Genomic DNA, 21,025 nt, shown 5'->3' with positions numbered 1-21,025 from the left:
CTTACACCGCGCCGCCTCAAACCGCGCCAAACGTCCAGCCCTCAGTCCGCGCAATCTCCGGCGTCAGTTCACGCGGCTGCCACAGGCGCGGATCGTGCGCCGCGATGCGCAGCCAGGCGGCAGTGACCACGGCGTCGCACGTGTGATCGTCCAGCGGATTGGCCAGATCCGAAGGCGCGGACCCCAACGCCGCAAGCGCTTCGTTCAGCATCTCAGCCGAACGCATCTTGGATCGCGAAGCTGTGCGGCCTGCTGCCATCGCGGCAATCGTCGTGTAGATTTCACACACGACCGGCCCTTTGTCTGGCAGGCCATCTACCGGCCAGACCGATGTTGCCGCGCCTAACCGGTGCAGCATCCGCATCCCCGAAAGGCTGGACTTGCCCACTTGCGCCGCGCCGACGAGGTTGAAGTTCGAATAGGGTTTGCAGCCCAGCCGCCTCTGCGCCAGTTCGGTCACGCGAAAGCGGCCAGCGCCGCCTCCGAAAGCTACGCCTTCGCGCCCACCGTGCCGCCGGAACCACGCGGAAAGCTCTGGGTGATCGACCAGCGCCGAAACCCCCAAGTGCGGTTCCCCATCACAGATTGCATCGATCAGCGCCCACAGATCGCGCGCATTCGTCGGGCTATCCGGCCACCCCGGAAAGAACCCGCCCCGGTCCGCAAAGGGTAGCGAAATGCCAAGGTCCATGCCGACCAGCGCATCATCGGGCAGGTCGTCGCGCAGAAAGGCCAGCACTTCCTCGCGTGACCAGCGATGGCCCGGCCGCACGATCTGCGGCGTGGCCGTGCCCTGCCTGGCCATCGCCACGGCAATGCCCCTGTGCCGCTCGCCCTTCGCACCGGACCAGTCGATAGCCACGAAATGGCCGAAACGGTTCGGCGTCATGCGCGGGTCACGCCCCGTCGCGCTCGCGCCGCTTGCGGTCCCACCATTCCAGCCGCTTCATCACCTCACGCTCGAACCCGCGCTCCACCGGCGCATAATAGGTCTGCGGCTGCATCCCCTCGGGCCAGTAGTTCGCGCCCGAAAATCCGCCTTCGGCGTCGTGGTCGTATTCGTAGCCCTTGCCATAGCCAATGTCCTTCATCAGCTTGGTGGGCGCGTTGAGGATGTTGGAAGGCGGCATCAGCGATCCGGTGTCGCGCGCCGATTTCCACGCTGCCTTGTGCGCCATGTATGCCGCGTTCGATTTGGGCGCCGTGGCAACGTAGAGCAGCGCCTGCACAATCGCCAGTTCGCCTTCCGGGCTGCCCAGAAACTCGTAGGCGTCCTTGGCGGCAAGACACTGCACCAACGCCTGCGGATCGGCCATGCCGATGTCCTCCACGGCCATGCGCACCAGACGCCGCAGCACGAAAAGTGGTTCCTCGCCCGCCACCAGCATGCGCGCCATATAATAGAGCGCGGCCTGAGGATCAGACCCGCGCACCGCCTTGTGCAGCGCGGAGATCAGGTTGTAGTGGCCCTCGCGGTCCTTGTCGTAGACGGCTACCCGGCGCATCAGGAACTTGCCAAGCCCCTCAGGGTCCAGCGGCGCAGGCAGCGACACGTCGAACAGCATTTCCGCCTGATTGAGCAGAAACCGACCGTCGCCATCGGCTGACGCCACCAAAGCGTCGCGCGCTGGTGGGGTGAGGGGGAGGCGCAGGCCGGTAATGTCCTCGGCCCTGTCCAGCAAAGTGCCCAGCGCCGCCGCATCCAGCCGGTGCAGGATCAGCACTTGCGCGCGGGAAAGCAGCGCGGCGTTCAGCGCGAACGAGGGATTCTCGGTCGTTGCACCCACCAGTGTGACGGTGCCGTTCTCGACAAAGGGCAAAAAACCATCCTGCTGCGCGCGGTTGAAGCGGTGAATCTCGTCCACGAACAGCAATGTGCGCCGCCCGGCCAGTGCCATCGCATCGGCCTCGGCGAAGGCCTTCTTCAGGTCCGCCACGCCAGAAAACACCGCGCTCAGCGCAACATAGCGCATGCCCACGGCCTCGGCGAGCAGGCGGGCGATGCTGGTCTTTCCGGTGCCCGGCGGTCCCCACAGGATCATCGATGTGAGCTTGCCCGCGGCCACCATCCGCCCGATCGCACCTTCCGGCCCGGTCAGGTGGTCCTGCCCGATGATCTCGCCCAGATCGCGCGGGCGCAGCCGGTCCGCCAGCGGCGCTTCGGCGGTCGCTTCGCGCGGCGGTCGGTCCTGCGGGGGAGGGGCAAAAAGGTCGGCCATTGCCGCCCAGATAGGGCGCTCAGCAAAAAAATGCATCAGCCTCTTGTGAAGTTCGTTTAAAGATATATCTTAGACGCATCATGAAAGGATATAAACACATGAACTTCGAACATGGTCGCCACAAAGGCGGCCGACATGCCATCAAGATGATGGCGATGATGGGTGGCCGCTTTGGCGGTCCCTTTGGCAAAGGTGGACCCTTCGGTGAGGATGGTCCGTTTGGCGGGGGTAGCGGTCGCGGCGGACGCGGCGGCGGTCGCCGGGGCGGACGCATGTTTGCCGGTGGCGAACTGCGCCTTCTGCTGCTCCACCTCGTCGCCGAACAACCGCGTCACGGTTACGATCTGATCCGCGCGGTGGGTGATCTGGCGGGCGGCGAATATGCGCCAAGCCCCGGCGTCGTTTACCCCACGCTCAACCTGCTGGTTGATGAAGGCCTGATCGCCGAGGAGGCAGACGAAAGCCCGCGCAAGGCTTTTGCCGTGACCGATGCGGGCCGCGCCGAACTGACCGGCAAGGACGCGGATCTGGAGTCGATCCTTACACGTCTCAAGGCGCTGGGCGAACAGCGTGACCGTGAGGAAAGCCCGCCCGTCCGCCGCGCGATGGGCAATCTCCACGCCGTCCTGCGCAACCGCGCAGTGACGCAGGGCTTCGATACCGAAACCGCGCACGCCATCGCCGACATTCTCGACGATGCCGCACGCCGGATCGAACGCCTCTGATGCTGGTAGAGTCCGCCTTATCGCGGCGCTTTGACGATGCCTTGGGTCATGGTATCCTCTCCTCTGCTCACCGGGGGAGAGGCACCATGCAGAACCTTGAATCCATGCCCACGCGCACACCGGCCCATCTTTGGGCGGTCGGTGCGATCAGCCTGTTGTGGAACAGCTTTGGCTGTGTTGACTACACGATGACCAAGCTCGATCCCGTCGCCTACATGGCGTCCGTCGGCATGGGAGAGCCTGAGATTGCCTATATGCAGGCGATGCCCGCGTGGCTGAACGTGTTCTGGGCGCTTGGCGTGTGGGGATCGCTTGTAGGCTCTGTGCTACTGCTGATGCGGTCACGTCATGCGGTGACGGCCTTTGCCGTCTCGCTGCTCGGCTTGGCGGTCACACAGGTCTATCATTTCGCTGACAGCACTGTGCCCGCTTCGATGAACAGCGGCGCGATGATGGTGATGAATCTTGTGATCTGGGGGTCGTTGCTGTTCTTCCTGTGGTACGCCAACCGCATGAAGGCCGCAGGCGTCCTGCGTTAACGCCGCTTCGACCGCGCCCGTTGCCGCACCAACCGAAGGTAGGTGTCGGCCACGGCCTGATTGATCCGGTCCCACGAAAATTCGAGGCTGCGCTCTTCGCCCGCTGCGCCATGCCGCGCGCGCAAGTCCGCGCTCTCGACATAGCCGCGCAGTGCTTCGGCAAACTGCCGCACCGCGCCCGGCGTAATGAGCCGCCCGGATACGCCATCGTCGACAAGGCTCTGGCTCCCCGTAGCCGCTGCGGCCACCACCGGCACCGCGCAGGCCATCGCCTCCAGCGTCACGTTGCCGAACGTCTCAGTGACCGATGGGTTGAACAGCACGTCCATGCTCGCCACCGCGCGGCCAAGGTCTGCGCCGCCCTGAAATCCTGCGAACACCGCATCGGGCAGGCGCGCGACGAACCATTCGTGCGCGGGGCCTTCGCCGATCACCAGTACGCGGTGCTTCACGCCCTTGCGCACCAGTTGGTCGATCGAATCCGAGAACACGTCCAGCCCCTTTTCCATTACCAGACGGCCAAGGAAACCGACGACCACTTCGTCATCCGCAATGCCGAGGCTGCGCCGCCATTCCATGCTGCGCGCCGCCGGATGGAAGATCTCGCGATCAACGCCGCGTGACCAGATGTCGATATCGTAGTTCATGCGCTGATCGCGCAGCACTTGCGCCATCGATTCAGACGGCGCGACGAGCGCATCGCAGCGCCGGTAGAACCGCCGCATCAGTGCCTCGACCACCGGTTCGGCCCAGGCCATGTTGTAATAGCGGAAGTAGGTTTCGAAGCGGGTATGGACCGACGCGAGGATGGGCAGCTTGCGGTGCCGCGCCCATGAAACCGCGCGGTGCGCCACCACGTCGGGTGATGACACGTGGACGACGTGGGGTGCAAACTCTGCCAGATCGCGGCGGACGCGGGGGCTTAGCGCCAACGGGAAGCGGTATTCCGCGCGGCCGGGGATGGCGAAGGAGGGGATGCCGATGTGCGTGCCGGTGGCGGGGAAGGCGGGGTTATCGACCTTGGGCGCATAGACCCGCACGTCTGCGCCCTGCCGCAACAGATAGCCGACCAAGCGGTTCAGCGCCTGGTTCGCGCCATCGCGGACGTAGTTGTAGTTGCCGCTGAACAGGGCAACGCGCAGCCCCGAAAGTGCGGTGGGGAAGGCGGAGGGATCAGGCTCGGTCATCGCCGCCGCCATAGCCCCGCCGAACCTGAATGGCGAGTGACAGCCGCGCCGGAACCCCAAAGAAATTGCGCTTTGCCGCCGGTTGATGACGTTTCGGTCCGATCCGGTGACGAAACCGGAAACCTTTTTCGACGCTGACGGTTTGAGCCGTTGTGCGCTGCAATGCGCAATCAGAAAGAGGAATTTTCATGAGGTTTCAAACACGTTTTGCGTGGCCGCTGGCCGCGTCGGTAGCGCTCGTCTCGGTTCCTGCCCTCGCTCAGGACACCTCGTCCGACGCGATGGAGAGCACCAGCACCCCAACTGGCACCTATGACCGCGACAGCCACTTCAACGGCATCTACGTGCAGGGCTTCGGCGGCTTTGGCGTCAATGGCGAGAACGGCAACACGTTCGGCTTCGACACTAACCGCGACGGCACCTACAACGAACAGGTGACGACACTCGGCGGTGCCAACGCCTTCTCGCCCGGCTTCTGCAACGGCGCACGCGGACCTTCGCGCGATGCCGGTTGTGCGCCGGACAAGGCTGGGGCCGAATATGGCGCCCGCATCGGTTTTGACGCGCGTTCGGGCAACATCGTGTTCGGCGGCCTGATCGAAGGATCGCGCAACGATTCGATCGACCGCTCCACCGCGTTCAGCACCACGCCTGCGTTCTACAAGATCGCCCGTTCGGTGGACTATGCCGTGTCGGCCCGTGGCCGCGTAGGCTTCACCCCCGGCGGCGGCGCGCTGTTCTATGGCACCGGCGGTATCAGCTATGCCAAGATCGACCACGATTTCAGCACCAGCAACCGCGCCAACTCGTTCAATGAAGTAAACGACGGTGACATGGTATGGGGCTGGCAGGCTGGTGGCGGCACCGAAGTGATGCTGACCGACAGCCTCTCGCTGGGCGTTGAATACCTGTACAGCCGCTACAAGGATGACAAGTATAACATCGCTGTCGGCCCAGGCACCGCGCCTGCCACCAACCCGTTCCTGCTGAACGGTGGCGGCACGAACATGCGCATTCAGGACAAGTATTTCGACACCCACGCCGTGCGCGCGGTGGTCGGCCTGCGGTTCTGATCAATACGTAACGCGCTCCCCGCCGCAAGGCGCGGGAGCGGCGAACCGGGAGAAGCTGCGGTGCGGGAAGCGCCGCAGCTTTTTCGTGTGCGGCGCGGCCCTCAAAGGGATCGGCAAGCGCGGCGTCTGTTGGCCCTTTTTCGCCCTGAAACGGGGAGGGGGGTTTACGGGGTTTACACTGTCCTGCGGAAGAATTGAAATCGATCAGTTGGGCGTGATTGATCGGTTTTTCCGATTGATCGGCGCGGCCTTCTGTGGCGGTGCTGGCTGGGGTGCAGTTGGAGGTGGGGGCTGAGCGGGGGCCGAGGTGCGTCATGCCCCGGAGGCTATGTCAGGTGAGGGTTTGTAGGACAGGGGTTTTTGGAAGGTCGGGATTACGCCGGTCGTCTCTGCTCGATCTGACGGCACTAACGGCACAACAGCTATATCAATTTGCTTCGAACAACTCGAAGACAGCCCAAAGCGCCGGACTGTCGAGCGGCATCTCCCCATCGTTGCCTTTACGCACTGCAGCGATCGCGCGGCGCAGCGCTTGGGCGGGCGGCGCTCCGGCTTTCATGCCGCGCACCATTCCGACAGACAGGCGCCGGGCGGCATCGTCCCGCACCGGCCAGTGACTGGCGAGAACGCGGTCCGCCCCCGCCAGGAAGAAGCCTTGCACCAGCCCGGCGAGTTGAGGACGATTGGTCGTGCTGCCTACCGCAGTATTGCAGGCCGACAGGATCACAAGACCTGCGGGCAATTGCAACGTTCCGATTTCGCTCGGCTTGAGCAGGCCATCGTCGTTCCCGTCAGGCGACAGCAGAAGGGCAGGCTCGCTCAAACCGTCAAGTTCACCGGACAGGAGGCCGTGTGTGGCAAAGGCAAGCACGGCGCCAGTGGGGACGTTGATTTGGCGCAGAGCTTCTTCAGTCGCTTCACTGCCAACGAGAAGTTGGGCTGATCCGGCGCCGATCGCTTGTCCGAGTGCGGCAAGCTCGCGCCGCGAGTCTGGCAGATCCGGTAAATCGGCAATGGCTCTTGCCGTGCTTGCCGACCGCATGGCCATCAGGGATTGCGCCGGAGCCCCCTTCACACCGCCAAATGCAATCAGCGTATCGCCGGTCTGACCGAACGCCGCCGACTTGCCGCCACGCATGCTGACGCGCCGGACAATCGCCATCTTTTCCAGCAGCACCACTCGGCCATCGCGATCTGCAGAAAGCAGTCCGAAGGGCAGTGATCCAAGCACGCCATTTGCCGTTACGTTGAGTTGGCGCGCCGACCGCACCAACGCTCCGGCGTCGTCTGGAAAAAGTACGGCAAACAGCCGTGACGAGGCCGTGCGGTCCAGCATGCCATTACTGGCTGGGCTGACAACAGCACGCAGTTGCTGGACAAGGTCGTCAACGGGGGCGTCCGGGCCAACGAGATGTTGCTTTATGCTTCGGGCGCCAATGGCCGTGACAATCCAGCCGTTACCGATGTCGGTGACCATGATGCTGACATCACTTCTGCTTGCCGTTGCCTGTATCTCCGCAATTGCGGCCGGGGCAAAAACAAGGCTGTCGCGCTGTTGCGGTGTGAGGGACGCATCGAGCGCAGCAATTTCTCGCCGGTTTCCGGCAAGCTCACGCGACACGCCAACCAGATCGAATGCCGGGTCAGGCCGGGCGCTGTTCGCATCGACACGGGCTTCCAGTCCCTGCCGGGCCGATACAAGTTCGCGCCTTTGCGCCAACAGCTTGGCCAGCGCCGGATCCGCCTTTGCCGCCCGTTCGCTGGCCGCGATGGCAAGAGTATCTTCAAGCGTTGTATGCGCCGCCCATTGCTGGGCGCGGAAAGCATCATCCGATGCCCCATGCCGCGCGAAAATCTCGGCCAGCCAGCCATAAGCAGGTCGCTGCCGCTCAGCCTGCGCCGATCCCCTGGCAAGCTGTGCGTTTTGCACCAGCGTTTCGAACACCTGGCGCCCCTGCGTGACGAGTTCTGCTGCCGGACGCAGGCCGCCACGGTCTTCCACCCGCAGCAGAAACGCGCGAGACAACAAGAGGTCGGGATGGTCTGCAGAGAGCATCTTGCTGCGCAGCGCCACCGACTGTGCCGCAGCATCCTGCGCGGTGTTCCAGTTTCCCAGTGCGAACGCGGCCTTGGCGAGATTGTCGCGGGCATTTGCCCGGTCTCTGTGCCCGTCGGGCAGCCGAGCATCCCGCACTGCGAGCAATTCGCGGGCCAATGCTTCGGCCTCTGCGCCCTTTCCCAGCGCGATCAACGCGATCAGGCGCGTGTCGCGGGCGGTTAGCGAACGGTCGCTTTGGGCACCAAGTTGTGTGTCGATGATCGGCGTTGCATGGTCGAGATAGGCAATCGCATCCGCGTGACGGCCGGCGCGGACCAAAGCCTGCGCGAACTGCGTCCGCATCGTCGCGCTGTTCTGGTTCGGACCGCCATTGGCCTTTTCAATCAGTTCGTACGCCTGGCGGATCGGGACCATAGCATCATGCGGACGGTTAAGTCGCAGCAGAATGGCGCCAAGGTTGGCGTAGAGGTTTGCCATGGCAGGATGGTCGGGGCCAAGAGCAGCGCCCGCACGGGCGATGCCATCCTGCGCGGTGACGATGGCGTTTTCCGTCCTGCCTGCAGAATAGAGGTAGGCAACCCGGTTCGCGCTCCAGATGGCGACGTCTTCGGGCACGGGATTGAGCGTCAGGCCAATGCGGATCGCCTCTTCATTGCGCGCAAGGGCATCATCAAGCCGGCCATGTTCAAGATAGGAGGCCGCAAGGTTGGACAGCGTGACGGCGTGATCGCGTATCCCGTAGCTTGACGGGTCATTGGCATATTCGGCTGCAAGCTGTTCATTGATCGCCAAGGCACCGGCATGGTCGGCCTTGAAGTTCAGAATATAGGCGCGCAGGCTGAGGGCGTTTCGCCAACTGGCGCGGTATCCCTCCGCACCGGCGAGCAGCGGTACGATCCGGTCAACTTCGGCCTGTGCCTGATCCATCTTGCCGGATGCTGCCATTGCCTGCGCAACATAGAGCGCGCGCGCTGCAATCTCGGGATGGCCTGCAGGATAGAGCCGTCGGGCCTCGGCCAAAGTCTGGTCGGCCAGCGTGCGATATCTGGCGGCATCGCTGTTTGAATCGGCAGCCTCGAACTGTGCGATCAAGCGATCCAATCTGGTCCGGTCGGTTGCAGCATTGGCCTGCGATCCGATGAACAGAAGTATGCCGGTCACCAACGCTACTGCATTTCGTGCCATCTGTGCCTTGTTCCCTATCCCGGCCGACAGATTGGACAGACATTGATCAAATGAACAGCGATTCCTTGGAAGCAAGGGGGGGTAAACAGAAAGGGCGGCCATTTCTGACCGCCCTTTCGTGTTTGCTTAGCTGCTTCCTTCTTCCGCCCCGGCGGCTTTAAGCCGCTTCCTTCTTCCGCGACGCCTTCTTGCGCTCGTTCGGGTCGAGGATCGCCTTGCGCAGGCGGATGGACTTTGGCGTCACTTCCACCATTTCATCGTCGTCGATGTAGGCGATGGCCTGTTCCAGGGTCATGACCTTGGGCGGGGTGAGGCGGATGGCGTCGTCCTTGCCGGTCGAACGGAAGTTCGTCAGCTGCTTGGACTTCATCGGGTTGACTTCAAGATCGTCGGGCTTGGCGTTTTCGCCGATGATCATGCCTTCATACAAAGGCGTGCCGACGCCGACGAACAGGATGCCGCGTTCTTCCAAGGGGCCGAGGGCATAGGCGTTGGCTTCACCCGCGCCGTTGGAGATCAGCACGCCGTTCTTGCGGCCTTCGATCTTGCCCTTGTGGGGTCCATACTTTTCAAACAGGCGGTTCATGATGCCGGTGCCGCGCGTGTCCGAAAGGAACTCGCCGTGGTAGCCGATGAGGCCGCGCGACGGTGCCGAGAAGGTGATGCGGGTCTTACCACCGCCCGATGGGCGCATGTCGGTCATCTCGCCCTTGCGGGTGGCCATCTTTTCAACGACGGTGCCGGCATATTCATCGTCAACGTCGATCACGACAGTTTCGTATGGTTCGGTGCGCTGGCCGCTTTCGTCGGTGCTGTAAAGCACGCGGGGGCGGCTGATGCCGAGTTCGAAGCCTTCGCGGCGCATCGTTTCGATCAGCACGCCCAGCTGCAATTCGCCGCGGCCAGCCACTTCGAAGCTGTCCTTGTCGCTGCTTTCGGTGACCTTGATGGCGACGTTTGATTCAGCTTCACGCGCCAGACGGTCGCGGATCATGCGGCTGGTTACCTTGGTGCCTTCACGGCCCGCCATCGGCGAATCGTTCACGGCAAAGCGCATCGACAGCGTTGGCGGATCGATGGGCTGGGCGTGGAGCGGTTCGCTCACGCTGGTGTCGCAGATGGTGTTCGAAACGGTCGCGGTGGTGAGACCTGCGATCGAGATGATGTCGCCAGCGACGGCTTCGTCGGTCGGCACGCGCTCAAGCCCACGGAAGGTCATGATCTTTGATGCGCGGCCGGTTTCAACGATGTTGCCATCGTTATCGAGCGCGTGGATCGCCTGGTTGGTCTTGACCGAACCCGAGAACACCAGACCGGTGAGGATGCGGCCAAGGAAGTTGTCACGATCGAGCAGGGTGACGAGGAACTTGAACGGGCCATCCGGGTCTGCCGACGGGGCAGGCACGTGATCGACGATCTTCTGGAACAGCGGGTTCAGCGTGCCTTCGCGCGCCAGCGGATCATCGCTGGCATAACCATTGCGGCCCGAAGCGAACAGGACGGGGAATTCAAGCTGTTCGTCGTTGGCATCGAGGCTGACGAAAAGGTCGAACACTTCGTCGAGCACTTCCTGCGTGCGTTCGTCCTGACGGTCGATCTTGTTGACGACGACGATGGGCTTCAGGCCCAGCGCCAGCGCCTTGCCGGTGACGAACTTGGTCTGCGGCATCGCGCCTTCCGAGCTGTCGACCAGCAGGATCACGCCATCGACCATCGACAGGATACGCTCAACCTCGCCACCGAAGTCGGCGTGGCCGGGGGTGTCGACGATGTTGATGCGGGTGCCTTCCCATTCGACCGAAGTACACTTGGCCAGAATGGTGATCCCGCGTTCCTTTTCGAGATCGTTCGAATCCATCGCGCGCTCTTCAATGCGCTGGTTGTCACGGAAGGTGCCGGACTGGCGGAAGAGCTGGTCGACGAGGGTGGTTTTGCCGTGGTCGACGTGGGCGATGATCGCGATATTACGCTGGTGGGCGGACATGAAACTGGCTTTCGGTTTGGATTCGGCAGGAGTCGGCACAAGCTGTGGCCCGCTCCGATACCGGCGCGCGCATAGAGGAGATTGTGCGTTGCGGCAAGCACGCGCGTTGCGATGGGTGTGACCGGTTTGCCACAATGCATGAAAATGCATGACCAATGCGCCGACATTCGGGGTGCTGCGATTGTTTGGGGCATTGCAAGCGTTTAACAGGAGGGCAGGGATACAAGGATGACCTGCAGCCACACGATGGCCGCCTGCAACCCGGCACTCGCGGCCGGGCCAGACTTTAAGGAACAGGATCGCAATGACATTGAAAATCGCCGGTAGCACCGGTCAGGCCGCGCTCCTTGCCGGAGCTTGCGGCCTTGCCTTGGCCTTCTCCGCCGCCGCGCAGGCACAGGATGCAGCCGCCGCCGGAGAGATGGCGCAGCCTGCCACCGACATGCCCGAGACTGAGGCGACCGGGAACGAAATCATCGTCACGGCGACCAAGCGCGCACAAACCCTGCAGGACGTTCCGGTTGCGGTGTCTGTCACCAGCGCGCGGACGCTGGAACAGGCGCAGATCCGCGATCTGAAGGATCTCGTCAGCGTGGTGCCATCGCTGCGCGTGACGCAGCTGCAATCGAGCGCCAGCACCAACTTCATCATCCGTGGCTTTGGCAACGGGGCGAACAACGCGGGGATCGAGCCTTCGGTCGGCGTGTTCGTGGATGGTGTGTACCGCTCACGCTCGGCCGCGCAGATCGGTGATTTCCCCGATGTGCAGCGCATCGAAGTGCTGCGCGGGCCGCAGTCCACGCTGTTCGGCAAGAACGCCAGCGTGGGCGTGATCTCGATTGTGACGGATACGCCGAAGTTCGAGTTCGGCGGGAATGTCGAGGCGGCTTACGGCAATTACAACGCTCTGGTTCTGAAGGGCGTGGTCACCGGGCCGGTGAGCGAGCAACTGGCCGTCAGCCTGGCAGGCGGGCTGAACAAGCGCGATGGCTACAACGAGGATCTTGGCACCGGCAACGCAACGAACGAGCGTGACCGCTGGTTCGTGCGCGGACAGGCGCTGTGGGAGCCGAGTGCGCAGATGCGCGTGCGGCTGATCGGTGACTATTCGAAGATTGATGAGCTGTGCTGCGGCGTGGTCAACCTGCGTCCTTCGGATTCGACGCTGGCGATCCGCGCGCTTGGCGGGCAGGTGAACGGGCCGAACGAGGTCTATGCCAACCGCGTCTATTCGAACTTCGATTCGACCAACGACATCGAGAACTGGGGCATTTCGGGGCAGGTCGACTATGATCTGGGGCCGCTGACGTTCACGTCGATCACCGCCTATCGCGGCACCGAGGCGCTGACCAATCAGGATTCGGACTTTTCCAGCGCCGACCTGATCGGGGTGAACGCGCAGGACCAGTCGATCAAGACCTTCACGCAGGAACTGCGCGTGGCCACCAATCTTGATGGTCCGGTGAACTTCCTGGTCGGCGGGTTCTATTTCAATGAGAACATCCGCCAGACCAACCAGATTGGCTGGGGTGCCGATGCACGCGGATATGCCGATTTCGTCATCCGGGGGCTGACGCAGAACACCCAGTCGTTGCCGAGCATTGAAGGCACGATCAGCGCGCTGACCGGCACCAATTATACCGGGCGCTTCTTTGCCGAAGGGCAGAAGCTGGATGAACGCTATCGCCTGAAGAACGAGGCCTATTCGTTCTTCGGGCAGGCTGACTTCAAGGTGGGTGACCGGATCACGGTGACCGGCGGCGTAAATTACACCAAGGACGCCAAGGACTTCGAAGCGTCGTCGACGTCTTCCGATGTCTTTGCCAACCTTGATCTGGTGCAGATCGGCGGCACCGCGCTCAGCCGCACGTTTGTGTCGACCGCGTTGGGCACCACCAACCCCGCCACGATCGCTGCCTTTGCACAGGCAAATCCGGGCCAGTTTGCTGCGCTGCAGACGCAGGCAGCGGGCTTTGCAGCACTCAACGCCAACCTTTCGACCACGGCGGCGGCGGCAGACACCAATCCGCTGACAGTGGGGAATCCGCTGCTGGCACTGCAAGACCTGCAGTTCCTGCCGCCGTTCCTTGCCGTGCCGAACGCGGTGGAGCCGGGTCGGACCCGCGATGACAAGTTCACCTATATCGTCCGCGTTGCATTCGATCTGACCGACGACATCAACGTCTATGCCAGCTACGCAACGGGCTTCAAAGCAAGCTCGATCAACCTTTCGCGCGACAGCCGTCCTGCACCGTCAGACCGGGCGGCGCTGGTGGCGGGCGGCCTCACCGTGGTGAACCAGACCTATGGCAGCCGCTTTGCCGGGCCGGAAAGCTCGACCGTCTATGAAATCGGGTTGAAGGCGGACTGGGGCCTTGTGACGGCGAACCTTGCCGCGTTTGACCAGCGCATCAACGGGTTCCAGTCGAACACCTTCACCGGCTCCGGCTTCGTGCTGGCCAATGCGGGCAAGCAATCGGTGCGCGGGCTGGAATTTGAAGGCACGGTCAAGCCAGCCAAGGGCCTGCAGTTCAACGTGGGCATGACGTACCTTGATCCGAAGTATGACAGCTTCATTCTTTCGGCTGTCGGTGATCTGTCCAAGACGCGCCCGGCGGGCATTCCGGCGATTTCGTCCACCTTTGCCGCGACCTATGATCATGAATTCAACGGTGGCCACCATGTGATCCTGCGCAGCGATTTCCACTATGAATCGCCCGTGCAGATTGCCGAGGGCTTGCCGGGCTTTCTTGATGCCGGGACAAGTGTGGCGATTGCTGCAGCCCGACCTTATCGCCGCGAAGTTAACGAGTTGAACGCATCGATCAGCTGGGTGCTGCCGATGGGGCTTGAACTGACCGCATGGGGCCGCAACCTGACCGACGCGCGCTATCTGCTGTCGATCTTTGACACGCCCGCGCAGCCCGGTTCGATCTCGGGCTATACCAGCCAGCCGCGCACCTATGGCGTGGCGGCACGCTACCGGTTCTGACCTGCAAGCCAGGTTGGCCTGAAACGAGGTTGGGGAGAGGGAGAAGGGGGCCGAAAGGCTCCCTTCTTCGTTTAGCGCGCTGCCTCGACGAATGGCCGTGCGTGCAGCGGCGGGAAGGCGGCTTCCAGTGGCTTGCTGTCGGGCAGGATATAGACGTAACCGCCCTTTTTGGCGAACATGGGGGCGATCTTTCCGTTGTAGATCGCCTTGGGCACGTTAATGCAGCCAAAGGTTACGCGGTTGTCGTCTATCGCGGGTGAAAGCATCCGCTTCGTGCGGTTTTCCTTGTTGCCCGGCGGGATCGTGTGGATCGCCACCGACGTGGCATAGTCTACCCAAAGCACCTTGGTATTGCCTGCCGCACGTCCGAACTTTGCCAGATAGCGGCCAGCCGGCGTGGTCTTTTCTGCGGGACCGATTTCGGACAGGCTTTTGGAGCCGACGCCCGGTGTGGCCTCGTCGCCCTCGGCAATTCCGATCAGCACAGGGCCGGTCGCTACCGGCTTGCCGCTGGCGTCGTAGACGATGATCGTCGCCGATTGCTTGTCGATCACAATATAGGGCAGCGACTGGTTGTCGGCGGTTTCGGCAACCCAAGTGGTGACGCGCCGAGCGGCAATAGTCAGCGGCGGCAGCTCGACGGGCGGAGTTACAGCCTTCTTTTTTGCAGAAGAGGCCTTGGCCGGAGCTGCATGCGCATCCGTGCTCAATAGCGGACAAACAACCAGTGCCATTCCTGTCAACGCAACCAGAGCCTTGATCATCGAGTATCGTTCTCAATCCGTATCATGGGTGCCGGACGGGCGACTGGCGGCTGCGGAAATTGCCGCGGGCCGCCCGTCCGGCAGGGGAAACGTTGCGTGTAAGGCTTAGTTGCGCGCGCGCTTTTGCGGCTGCTGCTGCATCTGCATCATGCGCTGATCCATACCGTCGACACGGCCGGTCAGCTGATCGAGGCGCTGCGTGTTGGTCTGCGACTGCGCATTGGCGGCCTGAGCCTCGCTGCGTGCGGCCTGTGCAACACCGTCAGTCGCCTGCAGGCGACCTTCGACGCCATCAATGCGCTGGTTGACCGTGGCAATCTGCTCGTTGACGTAGCCCTTGGTGGCGCAACCGCCAAGGCCCAGCGAGCCTGCCAGAATGGCAACGGCGGGGATGATTTTGAAAGATGGCGACATAAATTCTCCTTTTTAGGTTTTTTGCGAACCGTCGCGGCAACGCACCGTCGGAGAAATCGGGCATGGCTGAATCGCTGGAAAGTGTTGGTTTGCCGGTGAGTTGAGTAGTGTAACGCGGAACTGCCTTGCGCCGCGGGACAAGGCGTTGCGTGGTGTCGGCGGGCGGAAATTGCGTTTTTCAGGATAGGTCGCTGAATGCCGATCCCGCGCATACGAAAAGGGCGCGCCTTGCGGCACGCCCCTTGCGGTGTTCAGCGATTGTCTCGTGCGCTTATTTGGGCGCGAGGACCATCAGCATCTGGCGGCCTTCCATGCGGGGGAAGGCTTCGACCTTGGCGATTTCCGCCACGTCGTCCTGCACCTTGCGCAGCAGGTTCATGCCCAACTGCTGGTGCGAAAGTTCGCGGCCACGGAAACGCAGGGTGATCTTCACCTTGTCGCCATCCTCGATGAACCGCATCACGTTACGCATCTTCGTATCGTAATCGTGGTCATCGATGTTCGGACGCATCTTGATCTCTTTGATCTCCTGCGTCTTCTGGCTCTTGCGCGCGAGGTTCGCCTTTTTCTGCGCCTCGTAGCGGTACTTGCCCACATCGAGGAACTTGCAGACCGGCGGGTCAGCGTTCGGGGAAACTTCGACGAGATCAAGGCCGACTTCAGCCGCCTGCTCGATCGCTTCGCGGGTGTACATTACACCCAGGTTCTCACCATCACCGTCAATCACGCGCACCTTCGGCACCGTGATCATCTGGTTGAAGCGAGGCCCGCTCTTGACGGGGGGCGCCATACTGCGCCTCGGTGGGGGAGCTATAGTGCTTTCTCCTGCAGTTTATACAAATATACGCCTGATAGCGGTTGCCGCGCTCATATCACAATGCGCGGGGTTTTAAAGGCCCGGTTTGCGGGAAGTTCCGATTGGCCCAAGCGTGTTGCACAATTCTGTGGGAATGCCCGGTCATGCTGCCGCGCGCCACAAGGCAAAGCGGGCAAGCTTTTCGCCCGCAGGTACGATAGCGTCGATGGCGCTGGCGGGCTGCAACGCGGCAAGGATTGCCGGATCGCCCGCATCCATCCCGCCGGTCAATGCACCAAAAGCGGGCAAAATCAAACGGTTCTCACTGGCGACAGCGCAGGGGCGAGCGATGGAGCGACCGCGCACCGTGACGCGCAACTTGGGGTGGAAATGGCCCGACACTTCGGTGTCGGCGCTGCCTTTGCGCGCGATGTGGCGCAGTTTCATGCCGCGAATGTCGAGTTCATCGACCAGTGTTCCGCCGGGTGCAGCTGCGTCTTCATCGTGGTTTCCGGTGATCCAGACCCAGTCGGTCGCCCGCGTCAGTGCGTCCAGCATGCCCGCAGCATGGGGTTCCATGCGGGCCACTGCCTGGGCATCGTGGAACGAGTCGCCAAGGCAGAACACGCGCTTTGCGCCGGTTTCACGCAACGCTCCGGCCAGCCGTTCCAGCGTGGCGCGGCTGTCATAGGGCGGGAGCATCTGCCCGTGCTTTGCGAAAAAGCTGGCCTTTTCAAGATGCAGGTCCGCCACCAGCAGCGCGTTTTCCTCTGCCCAGAACAGCGCGCGCGCAGGCCCGAGGCGGAATTCCTGTGAGGCGAACGAAAAGGGAACCATCGCTTCCCCTTGCCGGATCGCAAAACCCTTGGCAAGTCCGTCACCATGACTGACTGGACTCAACACACCGCCCGCGCCCGTACCTGGTTCGAATCCCTGCGTGATCGCATCTGTGCCGAATTCGAAGCGATTGAACGCGAAGCCGGGTCGGATGCTTCGTTCCAGTACACGCCGTGGAATCGTGAGCATGAAGGCGAAACCGTCGAAAACGGCGGCGGCGGTGTGCAGGGGTTGATGAAGGGCAAAGTGTTCGAGAAGGTCGGCGTGAACGTCTCGACCGTGCAGGGTGAGTTTTCCAAGGAGTTCGCCGGATCGATCAACGGGGCCACCGCTGATTCGCCGGGATTTACGGCAACGGGGATCAGCCTTGTTGCGCACATGGCCAATCCGCACGTGCCCGCCGTCCACATGAACACGCGCTTCCTGACCACCAGCAAGGCATGGTTCGGCGGTGGCGGCGATCTCAACCCGCCGATCCCTTATGACGAGGACACGGCAGAGTTCCACGCAGAGTACAAGGCGGCGTGTGACCGGCACGATGCGGAGTACTACCCGAAGTTCAAGAAGTGGGCGGACGAGTATTTCTGGATTCCCCACCGCAAGGTCCATCGCGGGGTAGGGGGCGTGTTCTACGACCATCTGGAATGCGGGGATGACGCGGCGTTCGAAGCCAACTTCGCCTTTACGCGCGACATCGGCGATGCCTTCGTCAACGTGTTCCCGGCTCTGGTGCGCAAGCGCATGGGCATGGCGTTCAACGACGCGGAAAAGCTGCAGCAGTTGCAGTATCGCGGGCGCTATGCCGAATTCAATCTGGTGTGGGACCGTGGCACGCTGTTCGGCCTGAAGACCGGCGGCAATATCGACGCCATCCTGATGAGCCTGCCGCCTGAAGCGGTGTGGACCTGACGTGATTGAAGCACACGGCCCGCCGCTGGGCCACGGTTATCACAATGTCGCGCCGGGCGATCTTGCCTGCGTGGTTACGGCGCTGGAAATGCTGGAGCCGCCAGCAGCCTTGCGCCGTCTTACGCCCGAGGCCGAGGTTCCGGTCCAGATCGTGCGGTGGAAAGACGCAGCACCCGAGAAGTACCGCCTGCTCTACAAGCGCATTGGCGGGCCTTGGCTGTGGTGGACGCGGCTGGGGCGGAGCGATGCGGAAATCGCCGCGATCATCCACGATCCGCGCGTGCAGCTTTATGCCGTGGTGGACCGGACGCGGGTTGAGGTCGGCATGGTGGAACTGGACTTCCGGGTGGAGGGGGAATGCGAGATCGTGTTCTTCGGCCTGATCAAGGGTGCGACCGGTAAGGGCGTTGGTCAGTGGCTGATGCGCAAGGCTCTACAACTGGCGTGGGCACCGGGCGTCGCCCGCGTCTGGCTGCACACTTGCACCACCGATGATCCGCGCGCGCTGCCGTTCTACCAGAAGCAGGGCTTTGAACCGTTCGCACGGTTTGTGGAGATCCTGCCCGACCCGCGCCTTGCCGGACTGTTGCCGCAAGACATCGGTAGCGCGCCCATCATCCTCTGATCAAGCAAGTCGATTGCATTTACGAGGTATTCCCCCTTGCAGGTTTACCCCGCTTGCCGCCATCTAGGGATCAGATGCTCCGCCAGTACGAACTTGTCGAACGTGTTCTTGCCTATGATCCCGATGCGGATGAGGCGATGCTCAACCGTGCCTATGTCTATACCGTGCAGAAACACGGCAGTCAGAAGCGTGCCAGCGGCGATCCCTATTTCTCCCACCCGGTAGAAGTGGCCGGCCTGATGACCGAGTTGAAGCTCGATCAGGACACGATCATCACTGCGCTGCTCCACGATACCGTGGAAGATACGCTGGCGACGGTGGAAGAGATCGAGCGGCTGTTCGGCCCCGATGTGGCGCGGCTGGTCGATGGTGTGACCAAGCTCTCCAAGATCGAGACGATGAGCGAGAGCGAGCGCGCGGCGGAGAACCTGCGCAAGTTCCTGCTGGCGATGAGCGAGGATCTGCGCGTCCTCCTGGTGAAACTGGCTGACCGCCTGCACAACATGCGCACGCTCCATTACATCAAGAGCGAGGAAAAACGCCGCCGCATCGCGCGCGAGACAATGGATATCTACGCCCCGCTGGCCGAGCGGGTGGGCATGTACGAATACATGCGCGAGATGCAGTTGCTCGCCTTCGAACAGCTTGAGCCGGAAGCCTATGCCACCATCACCGGCCGCCTGTCCGCGATCCGCAGCGAAGAAGGCGCGCAGGTCGATTCCATCGCGCTCCAGGTCAAGCAGGCGCTGGCCGGTGTGGGCCTGCGCGTGGAAGTGTCGGGCCGCGAAAAGCACCCCTATTCGATCTGGCGCAAGATGGCCGAGCGGCACGTGTCGTTCGAACAGATCACCGACATCATGGCCTTCCGCGTCGTCACTGAGAACGAGGACGATTGCTACAAGGCCTTGGGTATTCTCCACCGCCAGTGGCAGATGATTCCGGGGCGCTTCAAGGACTACATCTCCACGCCCAAGATGAACGGCTACCGTTCGCTCCACACCGCGCTGATCTATTCCAACGCGATGCGCGTGGAAGTGCAGATCAAGACGCGCGAGATGCACGAGCTGAACGAGTTCGGCCTCGCGGCGCACTGGGCCTATAAACAGCATGGCAAGCCCGACGGGCAGGTGGGCTGGCTTCGCGACCTGATCGAAATTCTCGAATCCAGCCACGATGCCGAAGAACTGCTCGAAAACACCAAGATGGCGATTTATCAGGATCGCATCTTCGCCTTCACGCCCAAGGGATCGCTGTTCCAGTTGCCCAAGGGCGCAACGCCTATCGACTTTGCCTTTGCCGTCCACACCAATCTGGGCGCGCAGGCGGTGGGGGCCAAGATCAACGGGCGGCACGTGCCGCTGCGCACCGCGCTCGGCAATGGCGATGTGGTCGAGATCATCAAGAGCCGCAGTTCCGAACCGCAGCTTTCGTGGCTGGGCTTCGTTGTCACCGGCAAGGCCCGCGCCGCGATCCGCCGCTCCGTGCGCCAGAAGGAGCGCGCCGAAGTCGCCGCCATCGGGCGCAAGCTTTATGAGGAAATCATCGAGCGCCTGCCGACCAAGATCGGCAAGAAGGCGATTGCCGATGCGCTCAAGCGGCTGAAGCTGGCGACCGAGGAAGACCTGATGTTCGCCATCGGATCGGCCAAGCTGGATGACCGGCAGGTGATGGAAGCGCTCGTCCCCGGCAGCGCGGCCAACATTGCCGAGGAGAACTGGCCCAGCCAGAAGCGTGCCATCGCCGTGCGCGGCCTCACCCCCGGCATGGCGTTTAAACTGGCCGCGTGCTGCCACCCCGTGCCCGGAGACCGCATCGTCGGCCTCCGCCGCCCCGGCAAGGGCGTGGAAGTCCACGCGATTGACTGTATGAAGCTGGCCGACGGCGTCGATGCCGACTGGATCGACCTGTCATGGGACGCCCGCACCGACGGCGCCATCGGCCGACTGCGCGCCGAACTCTACAACCGCCCCGGCACGCTGGCGGAAATGGCGGGGATTTTCGCCAAGAACCATGCCAACGTGGTCAATCTGGAAATGACCCAGCGGGAGAACCCGTTCCATACTTATGAGGTGGATCTGGAGGTGCGCGATCTTGCGCACCTGACGCGGATCGTCAGCGCATTGCGGGCGAGCGAGGCGGTGGCGCAGGCGGAGCGGATTTAGCGCGCCGCCCCACTCTTCGTCATTCCCGCGAAGGCGGGAATCCAGTCCGATAAAAAAAGCCGTCGCAAAGCGACGACGTTGCTGGTCGCTGGATTCCCGCCTGCGCGGGAATGACGAGAATTGACGAAGCCAACCGTCAGGAGTTGCCGCCGTAGCTACATCGCGTTGGCAAATTGCTTAACCCCCTAGCCCTACAGAGATGCTGCGTCCGGTGCAGGAGGTATTGAGTGCATTTAACAAGCCGTCATCGCAATGCTCCTGATAGTTACGCACGGGTAGCAGCATGAAAGCGCTGCGGGTTTTCCTGTTGGGGCTGTGTATGGCGTTGTCGCTTGCGGGCTGCGGCAATAAAGAAACGATGCGTTACAAGATGACTGTGGAGGTTGAAACGCCGGAAGGGCTGAAGACGGGGTTTGCGGTGCGGGAGTTGGAGTTTCGTGATCGAAGCGGCTTTCCGCTCGGTGAAAGCCGTCCGCAGATCAAGCTGCGCGGCGAAGCGGTGGCCGTGGATTTAGGCGGTGGCAGAACACTGTTTGCGTTGTTGACCGGTGCCAA

The 21,025-nt window shown here is 62.5% G+C and carries 17 protein-coding genes and 1 pseudogene; 8 read left to right on the top strand and 10 right to left on the bottom strand.

Going from position 1 to position 21,025, the window contains the following annotated elements; genetic code table 11:
• Positions 1-16: 16 nt before the first annotated feature.
• Together Q8R81_RS09360 and Q8R81_RS09355 are read right to left on the bottom strand one after the other, a co-directional pair.
• A complete protein-coding gene (locus Q8R81_RS09360; RefSeq protein ID WP_305617164.1) occupies positions 17-889 on the bottom strand; it encodes a hypothetical protein in 873 nt (290 codons plus the stop codon).
• Between the two features lie 7 nt (positions 890-896).
• Positions 897-2,219: a replication-associated recombination protein A gene (locus Q8R81_RS09355; RefSeq protein ID WP_305617163.1), complete on the bottom strand. Its 1,323-nt coding sequence runs from the start codon at positions 2,217-2,219 to the stop codon at positions 897-899.
• Positions 2,220-2,317: 98 nt separating this feature from the next.
• Here Q8R81_RS09355 and Q8R81_RS09350 point away from each other — a divergent pair, with 98 nt between their 5' ends.
• Both Q8R81_RS09350 and Q8R81_RS09345 read left to right on the top strand, forming a co-directional pair.
• A complete protein-coding gene (locus Q8R81_RS09350) occupies positions 2,318-2,944 on the top strand; it encodes a PadR family transcriptional regulator (RefSeq protein WP_305617162.1) in 627 nt (208 codons plus the stop codon).
• A gap of 86 nt (positions 2,945-3,030) precedes the next feature.
• Positions 3,031-3,483, top strand: a complete 453-nt coding sequence (locus Q8R81_RS09345) for a hypothetical protein (RefSeq protein WP_305617161.1) — start codon at positions 3,031-3,033, stop codon at positions 3,481-3,483.
• On the opposite strand, the gene Q8R81_RS09340 is transcribed toward Q8R81_RS09345, so the two are convergent.
• Both Q8R81_RS09340 and Q8R81_RS09335 read right to left on the bottom strand, forming a co-directional pair.
• Positions 3,480-4,670, bottom strand: coding sequence for a glycosyltransferase family 1 protein (locus tag Q8R81_RS09340; protein WP_305617160.1), 1,191 nt, complete (start codon positions 4,668-4,670; stop codon positions 3,480-3,482). The two genes, Q8R81_RS09345 and Q8R81_RS09340, sit on opposite strands and share 4 nt — an antisense overlap.
• Positions 4,657-4,860, bottom strand: a complete 204-nt coding sequence (locus Q8R81_RS09335) for a hypothetical protein (protein ID WP_305617159.1) — start codon at positions 4,858-4,860, stop codon at positions 4,657-4,659. Before Q8R81_RS09335 ends, Q8R81_RS09340 begins: the two co-directional genes overlap by 14 nt.
• Here Q8R81_RS09335 and Q8R81_RS09330 point away from each other — a divergent pair.
• Entirely contained in the window at positions 4,859-5,743 is an 885-nt protein-coding gene (locus Q8R81_RS09330; protein ID WP_305617158.1) for an outer membrane protein, read from the top strand. The two genes, Q8R81_RS09335 and Q8R81_RS09330, sit on opposite strands and share 2 nt — an antisense overlap.
• 427 nt (positions 5,744-6,170) lie before the next feature.
• Here Q8R81_RS09330 and Q8R81_RS09325 read toward each other — a convergent pair whose 3' ends face one another.
• Together Q8R81_RS09325 and typA are read right to left on the bottom strand one after the other, a co-directional pair.
• Positions 6,171-8,987, bottom strand: a complete 2,817-nt coding sequence (locus Q8R81_RS09325) for a CHAT domain-containing protein (protein ID WP_305617157.1) — start codon at positions 8,985-8,987, stop codon at positions 6,171-6,173.
• 157 nt (positions 8,988-9,144) lie between these two features.
• Positions 9,145-10,971 (bottom strand): translational GTPase TypA, encoded by a 1,827-nt coding sequence (typA, locus tag Q8R81_RS09320; RefSeq protein WP_305617156.1) that lies wholly within the window; start codon positions 10,969-10,971, stop codon positions 9,145-9,147.
• A 304-nt stretch (positions 10,972-11,275) separates the two neighbouring features.
• Between typA and Q8R81_RS09315 the strand changes: the two genes are divergently transcribed.
• Positions 11,276-13,963, top strand: coding sequence for a TonB-dependent receptor (locus Q8R81_RS09315; RefSeq protein ID WP_305617155.1), 2,688 nt, complete (start codon positions 11,276-11,278; stop codon positions 13,961-13,963).
• Between the two features lie 71 nt (positions 13,964-14,034).
• Here Q8R81_RS09315 and Q8R81_RS09310 read toward each other — a convergent pair whose 3' ends face one another.
• The 4 genes from Q8R81_RS09310 to pdeM all read right to left on the bottom strand — a co-directional run bounded on the left by Q8R81_RS09310 (position 14,035) and on the right by pdeM (position 16,774).
• A complete protein-coding gene (locus Q8R81_RS09310) occupies positions 14,035-14,697 on the bottom strand; it encodes a hypothetical protein (protein ID WP_371135347.1) in 663 nt (220 codons plus the stop codon).
• A gap of 135 nt (positions 14,698-14,832) precedes the next feature.
• Entirely contained in the window at positions 14,833-15,141 is a 309-nt protein-coding gene (locus tag Q8R81_RS09305; RefSeq protein WP_305617153.1) for a hypothetical protein, read from the bottom strand.
• A 271-nt stretch (positions 15,142-15,412) separates the two neighbouring features.
• The gene (gene infC / locus Q8R81_RS09300; RefSeq protein ID WP_305617152.1) at positions 15,413-15,931 is read right to left on the bottom strand and encodes a translation initiation factor IF-3; all 519 of its coding nucleotides are present in this window, start codon (positions 15,929-15,931) and stop codon (positions 15,413-15,415) included.
• A gap of 168 nt (positions 15,932-16,099) precedes the next feature.
• On the bottom strand, positions 16,100-16,774 hold the full coding sequence (gene pdeM, locus Q8R81_RS09295; RefSeq protein WP_305617151.1) for a ligase-associated DNA damage response endonuclease PdeM: 675 nt from the start codon (positions 16,772-16,774) through the stop codon (positions 16,100-16,102).
• A gap of 45 nt (positions 16,775-16,819) precedes the next feature.
• On the opposite strand from pdeM, the gene hemF reads away from it, so the two are divergent.
• The 4 genes and pseudogenes from hemF to Q8R81_RS09275 form a co-directional block, all read left to right on the top strand.
• On the top strand, positions 16,820-17,683 hold the full coding sequence (gene hemF / locus Q8R81_RS09290; protein WP_305617150.1) for an oxygen-dependent coproporphyrinogen oxidase: 864 nt from the start codon (positions 16,820-16,822) through the stop codon (positions 17,681-17,683).
• 4 nt (positions 17,684-17,687) lie between these two features.
• Positions 17,688-18,308, top strand: a complete 621-nt coding sequence (locus Q8R81_RS09285) for an N-acetyltransferase (RefSeq protein ID WP_305617278.1) — start codon at positions 17,688-17,690, stop codon at positions 18,306-18,308.
• Between the two features lie 74 nt (positions 18,309-18,382).
• Positions 18,383-20,470, top strand: coding sequence for a bifunctional (p)ppGpp synthetase/guanosine-3',5'-bis(diphosphate) 3'-pyrophosphohydrolase (locus Q8R81_RS09280; RefSeq protein ID WP_305617149.1), 2,088 nt, complete (start codon positions 18,383-18,385; stop codon positions 20,468-20,470).
• Between the two features lie 283 nt (positions 20,471-20,753).
• Positions 20,754-21,025 (top strand): annotated as a pseudogene (locus Q8R81_RS09275) (hypothetical protein); the annotation flags it as partial.

The sequence above is a fragment of the Novosphingobium sp. genome (genome assembly GCF_030696665.1).
GTDB lineage: Bacteria > Pseudomonadota > Alphaproteobacteria > Sphingomonadales > Sphingomonadaceae > Novosphingobium.
This window is presented reverse-complemented; position numbering and strand designations above follow the sequence as displayed.